Genomic DNA, 11,969 nt, shown 5'->3' with positions numbered 1-11,969 from the left:
CGTTTATTTAAAAGAAACCACAGACACAATCTTGAGAACCGGGCTTTACCGGTGTCAACTTGCTGCCTGAAAGATAAAAGGCGCCTCGAAAGGGCGCCTTTTTCAGTTTCCGTTATTTTGCTGCCTGGATGGCTTCCCACACGCGAAGCGGGGTTGCCGGCATGTCGATCAGCTCACTGACCCCTGCTCCGTCCTTCAGCGCCTTCTGCACGGCATTCATGACCGATGCACAGCCGCCGATGGTTCCCGCTTCACCCGCGCCCTTGATGCCCATGGCATTGGTGGTCGATGGAACGTTGCGGGTCTCGAAGTGAATGTCCGGCAGGTCTGCCGCACGGATCATGCGGTAGTCGAGTAGCGAAGCCGTCAGAAGCTGGCCGTCTTCGTCGTAGATCGTCTGTTCGCACAGAGCCTGGCTGAGTGCGGAGGCCGCACCGCCATGCACCTGACCGGCCAGAAGAAGCGGGTTCACCGTGACACCGAAATCATCGACGATCACGTAGTTGACGATGGCAACGTCACCGGTATCCGGATCGATTTCCACCTCGCACACATGGGTGCCGTTCGGATAGGTCGCCTCGGTCTGATTGACCTCTTCGCGGGCGGTCAGGGTTTCCCCGGCGCCTGCCGCAATCTCGGCTAGTGTCACCTGCTGGTCGGTTCCGACCACACGAACCATGCCACCGTCGAGTTCAAGATCCTCGATCCCGGCCTCAAGCCGGTCAGCGGCAAGTTCCTTCACCTTCTTGACCAGCGCAATGCCCGCATCGCGGACAGACGGCAGGCCGATGGGGATGGAGCGCGACCCACCAGTGCCGCCCCCCTTGCGCACCCGGTCGGTGTCGCCCTGGATAACGTCGATGTCCTCGATGGAGATGCCGAACTGTTCCGCGATCACCTGACTGTAGGCCGTTGCATGGCCCTGGCCGTTGGTCTGCGTACCGATCAGCAACGTCAACGTACCCTTGTCGTTGAGCTCAAGGGTGGCTTCCTCGCTGCCAGGGAAGGCACAGGCCTCGATATAGGAACAGATGCCGATGCCGCGGTACTTGCCGTGCTTCGCACTGTCGTCCTGCCGGGCCTTGAAGCCGTCCCAGTCGGCAACTTCCAGCGCCTTTTGCAGGTGGCCGGAAAAATCGCCGGTGTCGTACATTCGCCCGGTCTGGGTCGTGTAAGGCAGTTGCTCCGGCTTGATGAAATTGCGCTTGCGGATCTCTACCGATCCGACACCGGTTTCCTCTCCCGCCTTCTCGATCAGGCGCTCGATCAGATAGGCAGCTTCCGGACGGCCCGCGCCGCGGAAGGCATCCGTCGGCACCGTGTGCATGTAGACGCCCTCGACCTTCGCAAAGACGGCCGGAATATCGTAGAGACCGGAGGTCATCGATGTGCCGACGAAGGGAATGAACGGGCCGAACTGGTGCAGATAGGCACCCATGGCAGCCTTGACGTGCACCTTGAGCCCCAGGATCCGGCAATCGGCGTCCAGCGCCAGTTCCGCGTGGGTGACGTTGTCCCGGCCATGCGCATCCGTCACGAAGTGGTCCATGCGCTCACCCGTCCAGCGCACTGGCCGTCCAAGTTCGCGAGCCGCGACCATGCTCAGTGGGTATTCGCGGTAGCAGAACATCTTGGTACCGAAGCCACCACCGACTTCCGGCGTGATCACCTGCAGTTTGTCAGCTTCCAGATCCAGAATGCTGCAGATGATGTCACGCAGTCCGTGACCGCCCTGGGTGCCGACCGTCAGCTTGAACCGATCGCTCGCAGCGTCGAATTCGGCAACGCAGCCACGCAGTTCCATGTAGTTGGCGACGATCCGGTTGTTGACGACGTCGATGGAAACGACCTTGTCAGCCTTTTCGAAGGCAGCGTCGGTCTTGGACTGATCACCCTGACCGTATGTGAAGGCGACGTTGGTGCCGAACTCCGGCCAGACCTTCACGGCGTCCGGTGCAAGGGCCTGCTCGATCCCGACGACAACGTCCAGCGGGTCGTAGTCGATTTCCAGCATCTCGGCGGCATTCCGGGCTGCGTTGACATCGTCCGCGACGATAAAGGCAATCGCATCGCCCACATAGCGTACTTCGTCGGAGCACAGGACAGGCTGATCGGGCGCTGCGAAATTGGAGCCGTCGATCTGCTTCGGACGCGCCCGGCAAGGCATCGTCCGACCTTCCAGCTCGGCTCCGGTGAGCACCAGCCGGACACCGTCCATCTCACGGATCTCGTCCACATTTCCAAGGCTGATGCGCGCATGCGCCATGGCGGACCGAACGACGACCCCGTGCAGGCAGCCTTCCGGCATGTAATCGCCCGTATAGATGCCCTTGCCCGTTATGAGCGGCTCATCTTCCTTGCGGCGCAATGGGGCGCCAACACCGAACTTCGGAGTGACCATCTGGTTCATGAATCTGGACCTGCTTTTATTGGGAAGACTTTCCCTTGGGAAATATCCACGCGCCGGGAGCGCCGGTTTTGTTCAACATAGTGCCCGAAAGCCGACGTGGCCAGAGGTTTGGACAATTCTGCTTCGCACAATTGTTTTTCCGGGCAAGCTGTGGGGGCTGAGACGGCTTGCTCATTCGGTGCCAATGGCCCATCCATCAACACGAGCCAGTCCCTCCCCTGAAGCATGCGATAGGTGGGTGAGCTGCTGCACACGCGGAGAAACGCTGAAACCAAGCCGCCGCTAGATGATTTCGTCTTCGTCGAACAGCGGATCGGCCTCAAGCTGGGAAGCCAGGCTGTCGAGGGTCGTTTCAGCGTCGTATCGTTCGTTGAACTCGGCGATATGAAACAGCCCGTCCCCTTCGTTGACCACCGGAAGGTTGGTTCTGCCCACGATGAGCCCACCCAGTTCGGCCAGCACGTTCCGTTCCTTCTCGCCGAACGGATCAGAGGTGATGCCAAGCAGCATACCGGGTTCGACAACATCGCCGACCGATTTGAACGGCCGCAACAATCCACCGGCCGGCGAACGGACCCAGTAGCTCGTCTTGCTGAGGATCGAACGGGCCTTTGGCCGCGTGATGCCCTTGGCGCCCAACATCTTCAAGGAGCGCATCACGCGCAAGACGCCGGAAACGCCGGCCCTGATCGCCATTTCGTCAAACCGCAGGCCTTCGCCCGCCTCGAACACCAGGACGTCGGTTCCCTTCAGCTGTGCGGCCTGTCGCAAAGACCCATCGCGCACCTTGGAGGTCAGGATGACCGGAGCACCGAAAGCTTTCGCGAGCGACAGCGTGTCTGCCCGTGAAGGCGAAACGCGGATCTGCGGCAGGTTGGTCCGGTGAATGGCCGCCGAATGCAGGTCGATGCCATAATCAGACCGGTTGACGATCTCACTCATGAAAAGATGCGCCAGCCGCCCGGCCAGCGAGCCGCGCAGGCTACCGGGGAACGAGCGGTTCAGGTCACGCCGGTCAGGCAGATAGCGCGAATGGTTCAGAAAACCGAACGCATTGACGATCGGGATGACCATCAGCGTACCCTTCAGCTTGTCCAGTTCCTGGATTTCAAGCTGTGGCGCTTTCAGGACACGGCGTGCGATCTCCACACCGATGACCTCGTCACCATGCACGGCCGCACTGACGAACATGACCGGCCCGGGTTTGCTTCCATGCAGGACATGCACGGACATCGTCACGGGCGTGTGGTCCGACAGCACGCTGACCGGCAGATCGATCGTACGCCGGGTTCCCGGTGCGATCTTGTGGTCGCCGATCTCGAAGGCTTTCACTTTTGTGGTCAACCGCGTCCCTTGGTCTTGGTTTTGCCAACCTGGGCATTCTTGGCAATAAAGTCGATGATCTTGCCGGCAACATCAATACCCGTTGCCTTTTCAACGCCCTCCAGCCCGGGCGAGGAGTTGACCTCCATCACCACCGGGCCATGGTTGGAGCGCAGCATATCGACACCGCAGACGTTCAGCCCCATGGTCTTTGCCGCGCGAATGGCAGTCGAACGTTCCTCGGGAGAAATCTTGATGGCGGCCGCACTGCCGCCGCGGTGCAGGTTGGAACGGAATTCGCCCTCCGCACCCGTCCGCTTCATGGCCGCAATCACCTTGCCGCCAACCACCAGCGCACGGATGTCGGTGCCGCCGGCTTCCTTGATGAATTCCTGCACCAGGATGTTCACGTTGGCACCGCGAAACGCCTCGATCACCGACTTGGCAGACCGCTCCGTATCGGCAAGAACCACACCGATGCCCTGCGTGCCCTCCAGCAGCTTGATCACAACCGGCGCACCGCCGGCGGTCGCCAGCACTTCCTCGGTCATCTTCGGATCGTGAGCGAAGGTCGTCACCGGCAGGCCGATCCCGTCGCGGGCAAGCAGCTGCATCGACCGAAGCTTGTCGCGCGACCGTCCGATAGCAACGGATTCGTTCAGCGGGTAGACGCCCATCATCTCGAACTGGCGCAACACGGCCAGACCGTAAAAAGTGACCGATGCGCCGATCCTCGGAATTACCGCGTCGAAGCCGGTCAGCTTGCTACCGTTGTAATAGATTTCCGGCCGCCGCGAGGCGATGTTCATGTAGCAGCGCAGGGTGTTGATGATTTCCAGTTCGTGACCGCGCTCCTCGGCAGCGTCCTTCAGGCGCTTGTGCGAATAGAGCTCGGGATTCCGTGCCATCATAGCAATTTTCATTGGTTCAAGTCCCTCGGTCTCAGCCTCGTTCCGACCGGTGTTGCGACACCGAATTTTCAGTGATTGTTTCCTGCCACGTAAACGCGCAGCTTAGTGTTTTGTTGCCAGCGCGGGCTTTCCCGCCAGGAAAGACCGGCCGGCATGCACCAGCACGTTGTGCCGCCTGATCGCCGTCCGGCCGAGGATCATGTCGAACCCCATGTTCGACCTGTCCGCCAGCGACACATCCACATGCCAGTGATGTTTTCCAAGATGAAGTAACGTCCGGATGACAATGCGCCGCTCGGGAACACCGCTGGTGTTCTTGATGTTGCGCTCGTCCAGAACCGGAACCTCCGCCCGGAAATCGCTGTGATGACGCGAGGCAGGCACCCGGAAACGTACCCAGGTCCGGCCGTCGCGTTCGAACACTTCCTGTTCTTCGGCATGGAGCGCCGAGGTGCGTGCGCCGGTGTCGATCTTGGCACGCATATCGAAAACGCCCAGTTCGGGAAGGCTCACGATTTCACGCCAGCCGATGATATCGGCAGCGGCCAAGGGACGCCCCTTCTTAGCCATTGTCATTCAAAAAAACCCTGGAGCCCCCTTGCTGGGGCCTTTCCCAAACGACCTTGTTAACCGAGCATTGCATGGCCCGCCGGAGAGCGCAACTGAGGTTGCGGTCCGGTCTGAAAACAAGATTTCGGACGCAGCTCATCATCATGATTCACATCGGCGCGCAAGCGAATTTGCGAGCGAGTGCAAAGAACGTCTGGCAGGTGCAACACCCGGATGACGCCCTACCGCTTGTACGGGTTCTTCGGGCGCCGGTCGTCAGACAGGCTGCGCCTCGTTTCGCGCGTCAACTGCTCGATGGCATCGGCAAGATGGACTTCCTGAATGTTGTAGTCACCCCGCGCCACCCGGATCTTGTGTGCTTCCAGCATGACCTCGCCCATGGCCACGCCTTCCGGCGGTACAAAGCGATAACTGGCCAGTTCGATCAGCAGCCCGAGCGGGTCACGGAAATAGATGGAATCCATGAAGCCGCGATCCTTCGGACCGCTGTGCGATATGCCGCGTACATCAAGCCGCTCGGCAATCTGCCGAAAGGTTGCCTGCGATACGGCAAGTGCCAGGTGGTGAACACAGCCGATTGTCTGGGGAGCCGGCTCCGGGTCCGGTTTGCGGTCTTCGTTGGTGAAGATCGTGATGAGACGGCCGTCGCCCGGATCGAAATAGAGATGGCTCTGGTTTTCATCGTCCAGATTGGGCTGCTCGAACACGAAAGGCATGCCCAGCAGCCCTTCCCAGAAATCGATGGAAGTCTGCCTGTCGGCCCCGACAAGAGTGATGTGATGCACGCCCTGCGTCTGGATTTTTTCCATGGAAGTCCTCCCCGTTCGGCGCAGTTTAAATTGCATCTGCTGGCGATGGCAAACAGCCGCCCTCTTTCCTTCTCAGCGAAAAGCGCTAAGCTTGTTTCAACTGCAACAAACAGCCTTATCCGAGTCTTGCCTGTGCTCCGGCCCAATGCGCCGCCGCATCCGCATACCCTCCGGCAAGGATTCACGATGGACATGCCCACCCAACAGCCGGAGCCTTCCGAGGCAACCGGCAACCGTCTTCGGCGCAAGGTGACCAGCCTGACGGAGAACCTGCCGTCGAACACCATCGGCGCGCTCTGGATCCTTCTGGCCGCCTTTCTGTTCTCGATCATGGTCACCCTGATCAAGCTGCTCGGCAAGGACCTGACGGTGTTCCAAATCCTGGTGATCCGCCAGGGCATCATGCTTGCCATCGTTGCCCCGAAGATCCTCAGCGGATTGCCGACCTCCCTGGCAACAAAACGTCCCGGACTTCAGCTGACCCGTATCGTGGTTGCCGCGACCGCCATGCTCTGCGGCTTCACGGCCGTCATCGAACTGCCGTTGGCCGATGCCACGGCAATCAGCTTCTCCAAGACGTTCTTCCTCACGATCTTCGCCATCTGGTTGCTGGGAGAAACAGTCGGTGTGCACCGCTGGGGTGCCACCATCGTCGGCTTTCTGGGGGTTGTTCTGATGCTCCGCCCGCAAGGCGACGGGCTGATCGATCCCTTTGCGCTGCTCGCCATTGCCGGAGCGGCCTGTGCCGGCCTGGTGATGATTGTCGTCCGCCTGCTGACGCGTACCGATCCCCCGGTCACCATCCTGACCTACCAGGCTTTCGGCGTCGGGCTGATCATGATCATCCCCGCCATCCTGACCTGGCAGAGCCCGACCCTGGCACAATGGGGAATTCTTCTTGGGATCGGCATCGTGTCCTGGGCAGCCCAGATGGCCAATATCCAGGCATTCCGCGCCGGCGAAGCCACCGCCATTGCCTCGCTGGACTACACAAGGCTGCTCTATGCCACCGTTTTCGGCGCCCTGGTTTTCCACCAGTGGCCGCGTGTGGAAACACTGGTGGGCGCCGCCGTCATCATCGCCGCGTCGATCTACACTGTCCGCCGCGAGGCCAAACGCGGCCAGAAACTGGCAAGGGCCTCGGACGGACGCGGGTACAATAGCTAGACCGTCAGGCGATTAGGTCGCCTGCCGGCTCAGGCAAGCACGTGCCAGAAATCCAGATCGACGCTGGCGGGATCAAACAGGTTCAAAAGCGGCGCACAGGCCGCGTTCGACACATAGCCTCCGCAGATCTCCCTGGCAGCACCTTCCGTTTCCACAAAGCAGATCTCCGAATAGGTATCCTCCCCTGCCCGCGCCATCAGATGCGCCCTGGTTTCCGGCAAGGGGGCAAGATACTCCCTCTCGATCCGTCCGGACGCAGCCATCAGCGCCTCTTCTGAAAAGCTGCCGTCGTTCCTGGGACGAAAGGTACCGAATTCGATGGCGGAAAATCCGTCCGGCACCGCCTCGAGGTCTTTCATCAGACGGTTGAGACACAGGCGAATGCTGCCGGGCTCCAGCAATTCCATGAATGCCCTTGAGCACGCAGCCTGCATATGCGCCTCGGACATGGCTGCGAAACTGGCCTCATCCCTTGCCAGAATTGCATCGGCATAACCGCCTGTTGCATTGCCTAAGAAGCAGTGAAAGGCGATGCCCGGCTGGTTGCTCAGGAACTCCTTCTGCCACAGGTGGGCGGCCGTTATCAGGTCCGGCGCACCAACGCCCGCTTTCGCCTCGTAGCGGGCAAACCCCATCACTTTCATCGGTCCCAGTTCTTTTCGCAGCATGAGATGTCCTTCCGTGTTTCTGCTGCCAGCTCTATAGAAGAGGTCAGAGACAGTTTCTGTCAGGGGGATGCGTCTATGGTCGCCGGAAACTGGACCGCAGCGAGCGCCTTGCAGAAACCTGCCGGAGACCGAACCCCATGCGAACCATCAGGCTGTTTTCCATCCTGGATACCCTGCGCAGCCGCAGAGGCGCCGTTCCGGCCGCCATGCTTGCGGAGCTGCTGGGCGTGACGGAACGCACCATTTATCGGGACATGGCCACGCTTAAGGCGATGGGCGCGCCCATTCGCGGTGAAGGCGGTGTCGGCTACGTTCTTGAACGCGGCTATTTTCTGCCGCCAATGCAGTTCGATCCGGACGAGCTGGATGTCATCCTGCTCGGCATTCGCATGGTCAAGGCACGTGGCGACAAAACCATGCGCGAAACGGCCGAGCGGGTGCTCGGCAAGCTTGGAGCTGTTCTGTCCGAAGGCGAACGCTCGCTGAACCGTCCGTTGCTTGCGGTCGGCAAGGCCTCCTCGGCACAAGGACATGACGCCCTGTCTCCGTTGCGCGATGCCATCCGCAAACGGCGCAAGGTGCAACTCGGCTACAGCGACCTGCAAGACCGCGTCAGTGAACGCCTCACCCGCCCGCTGGGACTGACCGCCTTCGAAAGTGTCTGGGTGCTGACTGCGTGGTGCGAAGTACGGAACGGCTTCCGGAATTTCCGGCTCGACCGCATCAGGTCATTTGCGATCACCGACACACGGTTTCCGAAGGAGCCGGGCAAGGAATTTCAGGACTATTTAAAGACACTGTGAGGCAATCACGCCGCTCCGTTGCAACGGGTATATGCGACAGCAGTGTGTCTGCTTGTCAGGTGGAAACCCGCCCTGCGTGACATGAAAATTGTGCCGGTTTAGACAGAAAGCATTGCGCGGAAGCGCTCGATTGAGAGCGCTCCCAGTGTTTTCAGGAACGGTGCGCTCAGGCGCTCCGGGCTTCCGCCGCTGCCCGCTTCTGGGCTTCTTCCTCGACCAGTTCCTTCTTCGACAATTTGCCGACCATGGTTTTCGGCAACTCGTCACGGAACTCATAGTCTCTTGGCAGTTCGATCGTCGACAAATGGTCCTTCAGGAAGGCCTTCATGTCATCGGCGGTGAGCGAATGGCCTTCCTTCAACTTGATGAAGGCCTTCGGGCTCTGGCCGCGATAGGCATCCGGCACGGCAATGACGATGGTCTCGTCCACGGCCTCGTGCTGGTAGATCGCTTCCTCGATGACACGCGGATAGACGTTGTATCCAGAGCACAGGATCAGGTCCTTGATCCTGTCGACCAGATAGATAAAGCCGCCATCATCCTGATAACCGACATCACCCGTATGCAGATAGCCGTCTTGTGTGATGGTCTCGGCGGTCGCGTCCTCGCGCTTCCAGTAGCCCTTCATCACCTGGGGCCCATGCAGCAGCAACTCGCCCTTCTCGCCTGCCGGAACCACGGTTTCGCGGTCCTCGATGCTCACGAAGCGGGCACTGGTCCCCGGCACCAGCCTTCCGATGGACCCCGCCCGGCGACTGTCGTCCAGCGGGTTGACCGCGGCAACTGGCGACGTTTCGGTGAGGCCGTACCCTTCCACCAGAATGCAGCCCGTGATCTTTTCAAAGCTTTCCTTGACCTCCACCGGCAAAGGCGCGCCGCCCGACAAGCAGATCCTGATGCTGGTCAGATCGTAATTCGCCGTCATGGGCGAGTTGTTGATGGCCGTGTAGATCGTCGGCACACCCGGAAAGAGGGTCACTTTCTTGCGCTTGACCGCTTCGAGCAGTGACTTCAGCTCAAAGCGCGGCTGCAGCACCATTTCAGCGCCCAGAATGATTGACAGGTTCTGCCCCACCGTCATTGCGAAGACGTGGAAGAACGGCAGAACGCACAGCATCTTTTCTTGGCCCGGCCGCGCCTTTTCGAAGACGCAGCGCATCTGCTCGATATTGGCCGACAGGTTTCTGTGCGTCAGCATCGCGCCCTTGGGAACGCCGGTGGTGCCCCCGGTATACTGCAGCACCGCGATATCGTTTGCCGGATCGATTGCGACCGGCTTGGGCTTGTCTCCCCTCGTCTGCAGGTCTTCGAAACGAATGTGGGCGTCATCAAGGGGAATGTCCGCCAGTTCCTTTCGCTTGAACAGACTGAACAGCACCTTCTTGATCGTCGGCAGGCACCAGGCCATCGGGCAGACAATGATCTTGTCGAGCGCCCGTTCCTTGCGAACCTCCTCGACCTTGTCGTAGATCACCTTCAGATCCATGGTCACCATGATGCGCACATCGGCATCTCGCGCCTGGAACGACAGTTCGCGCTCGACGTAGAGCGGATTGAAGTTGGCGACCGTGGCGCCGATCTTCAGAACCGCGAAATAGAAGATCGTGTAGAAAGGTGTGTTTGGCAGGCACAGGCCGACGTGAACACCCGGGCCGACGCCCATCGCCTGCAGTCCGGCAGCCGTCCTGTCGACCAGCGCTCCGAACTCGGCATAAGACCACACCTTGCCCATGAAATCACAGGCAGGACGGGTCCCGTATTGGGCAACGGTCGTCTCGAGATACTCGTGTACTGGACGGGGCTTGAACGCCGCGTTCCACTCCTCCGCAGTCGTCATTACGTTCTCCAACGCGTTTTATCGCTTCACTGCGCGGACGGGCCTTTATCCTGAAATTTCGTGATCCGGACAAAATCCGTACCGCGAAATGGTCCTCCTCAAGGGCCCGGCCACCAATGAGGCGTCACCTCTTTGGGTCTCTTCTGACATGACGCAACCTTCCGTTCACGTCAACTCGCGACGTAACGACACCTCGTCGTTTTTTTGCGCGCGAAGAACCATCCGCTTAAGATAAGCCAGCTGAGCCGGTTGGCAATAGAGACGTCAAATCAAAAACTTATAGACAACTCCGCAAAACAGGCGGTTTATCTCTTTGGCCAGTTCCAGCGAGGTGTGTCAGCGCTATCCACAACCGTCTCGCCAAGTTCCTTGCGCAGATCGTAGCGCATGCAGCCTCTTTCCGACGACAGCACGGACACCAGTTCTTCCGCATGGGAAACGACGATCACCTGCGTCTTTTCCGCGGCCCGTGCAATCAGCCGGGCGAGAGGCTCCAGCAATGCCGGATGGAGGCTTGTCTCGGGCTCGTTCAGCACCACCAAGGGCGCCGGGCGCGGAGACAGGAGCGCCGCCGTCAACAGGAGATACCGGAGCGTTCCGTCAGACAGTTCACTGGCCCGTAGCTCGCGCAACAGCCCCTTCTGCTGCATCAGCGGTTCAAAATAGCCGTCGTTGACCGAAATCCTGACGGATGCTCCGGGGAACGCGTCATCGACAGCTTCTTCCAGGGCCCGCTCGTCACCAATTTCCAGGATGGTCTGAAGAGCGGCTGCCAGATCCCCGCCATCCCCGCTCAGCACAGGTGTCCGTGTTCCTATCTTGGGAAACCGCGCGGGAGCGTCCCTGTCGGTGCGCAGGTGATCATAAAAGCGCCAGGCGCGCATGCGCTCACGCATGACCAGAAGTTCCAGACCGTCTTTCGGATCGGCGGCATGGGTCATCATGCTGTCGAAGCGGGCAAGGTTCTGGAATACCGGTATGCGCTGCCCCTGGCTGTTGAGAACCCGAACCGTCGGGCCGTTTCTGGCCGCGATTTCGTTCGAACGGGACAATGCTTCGCCGGCCCAAAGGGCCTCGGTCTTGATTTCCGGATCCATGGAAAACAGCGACCGCCCGGCGTCAGCCGGCAGACCGAGATCTATCGCATAGCCGTAGTCCTCATCGGCAAAGCCCAGCTTCAGGCTGACCACGCCCTTGCGCACGGTTCCCTGAACCGGCACTTCGCCCTGTTTCATGGCGCGGGAGAAAGCTTCAGGGCCGGCCCAGAGCGTCGAATTGAGGCCACCTTCTGCCGCCAGCGAGGCGATCGCCTGGCCCTGCGAGACTTCGGCCAGCAAACGAATCGACCGGTAAAGGCTCGATTTGCCGCTGCCGTTTGCGCCCGTCACCAGGGTGATGCGGTCGAGCGGCAAGACGATGTCGCGTAGCGAGCGGTATCCGGAAACGGCAAGAGTGAGGATCATCGAAAGAC

General features: G+C 60.2%; 10 protein-coding genes. 2 read left to right on the top strand and 8 right to left on the bottom strand.

The window, feature by feature from the left end:
- Nucleotides 1-112 precede the first annotated feature (112 nt).
- The 5 genes from HEP89_RS17220 to HEP89_RS17200 all read right to left on the bottom strand — a co-directional run bounded on the left by HEP89_RS17220 (nucleotide 113) and on the right by HEP89_RS17200 (nucleotide 6,023).
- A complete protein-coding gene (locus HEP89_RS17220) occupies nucleotides 113-2,410 on the bottom strand; it encodes a xanthine dehydrogenase family protein molybdopterin-binding subunit (RefSeq protein ID WP_055655322.1) in 2,298 nt (765 codons plus the stop codon).
- Between the two features lie 282 nt (nucleotides 2,411-2,692).
- Nucleotides 2,693-3,754, bottom strand: a complete 1,062-nt coding sequence (locus tag HEP89_RS17215) for a succinylglutamate desuccinylase/aspartoacylase family protein (RefSeq protein ID WP_023000635.1) — start codon at nucleotides 3,752-3,754, stop codon at nucleotides 2,693-2,695.
- On the bottom strand, nucleotides 3,751-4,656 hold the full coding sequence (gene rimK / locus HEP89_RS17210) for a 30S ribosomal protein S6--L-glutamate ligase (protein WP_006932769.1): 906 nt from the start codon (nucleotides 4,654-4,656) through the stop codon (nucleotides 3,751-3,753). The genes HEP89_RS17215 and rimK overlap by 4 nt, the downstream gene beginning before the upstream one ends.
- 90 nt (nucleotides 4,657-4,746) lie before the next feature.
- The gene (locus tag HEP89_RS17205; protein ID WP_208984212.1) at nucleotides 4,747-5,220 is read right to left on the bottom strand and encodes a RimK/LysX family protein; all 474 of its coding nucleotides are present in this window, start codon (nucleotides 5,218-5,220) and stop codon (nucleotides 4,747-4,749) included.
- Nucleotides 5,221-5,435: 215 nt separating this feature from the next.
- Nucleotides 5,436-6,023 (bottom strand): VOC family protein, encoded by a 588-nt coding sequence (locus HEP89_RS17200; RefSeq protein ID WP_077292413.1) that lies wholly within the window; start codon nucleotides 6,021-6,023, stop codon nucleotides 5,436-5,438.
- 186 nt (nucleotides 6,024-6,209) lie between these two features.
- On the opposite strand from HEP89_RS17200, the gene HEP89_RS17195 reads away from it, so the two are divergent.
- Nucleotides 6,210-7,190 (top strand): DMT family transporter, encoded by a 981-nt coding sequence (locus HEP89_RS17195; protein WP_062488228.1) that lies wholly within the window; start codon nucleotides 6,210-6,212, stop codon nucleotides 7,188-7,190.
- Between the two features lie 29 nt (nucleotides 7,191-7,219).
- Here HEP89_RS17195 and HEP89_RS17190 read toward each other — a convergent pair whose 3' ends face one another.
- Entirely contained in the window at nucleotides 7,220-7,858 is a 639-nt protein-coding gene (locus HEP89_RS17190) for a hypothetical protein (protein WP_197923240.1), read from the bottom strand.
- 137 nt (nucleotides 7,859-7,995) lie between these two features.
- On the opposite strand from HEP89_RS17190, the gene HEP89_RS17185 reads away from it, so the two are divergent.
- Entirely contained in the window at nucleotides 7,996-8,661 is a 666-nt protein-coding gene (locus HEP89_RS17185) for a YafY family protein (RefSeq protein WP_077292412.1), read from the top strand.
- Between the two features lie 166 nt (nucleotides 8,662-8,827).
- On the opposite strand, the gene HEP89_RS17180 is transcribed toward HEP89_RS17185, so the two are convergent.
- The gene (locus HEP89_RS17180) at nucleotides 8,828-10,498 is read right to left on the bottom strand and encodes a long-chain fatty acid--CoA ligase (RefSeq protein WP_168692595.1); all 1,671 of its coding nucleotides are present in this window, start codon (nucleotides 10,496-10,498) and stop codon (nucleotides 8,828-8,830) included.
- 305 nt (nucleotides 10,499-10,803) lie between these two features.
- Nucleotides 10,804-11,961 (bottom strand): AAA family ATPase, encoded by a 1,158-nt coding sequence (locus tag HEP89_RS17175; protein WP_077292410.1) that lies wholly within the window; start codon nucleotides 11,959-11,961, stop codon nucleotides 10,804-10,806.
- Between the last annotated feature and the right edge of the window lie 8 nt (nucleotides 11,962-11,969).

It is taken from the genome of Labrenzia sp. 5N (genome assembly GCF_012395805.1).
Taxonomy (GTDB): Bacteria; Pseudomonadota; Alphaproteobacteria; order Rhizobiales; family Stappiaceae; genus Roseibium; species Roseibium algicola.
This window is presented reverse-complemented; position numbering and strand designations above follow the sequence as displayed.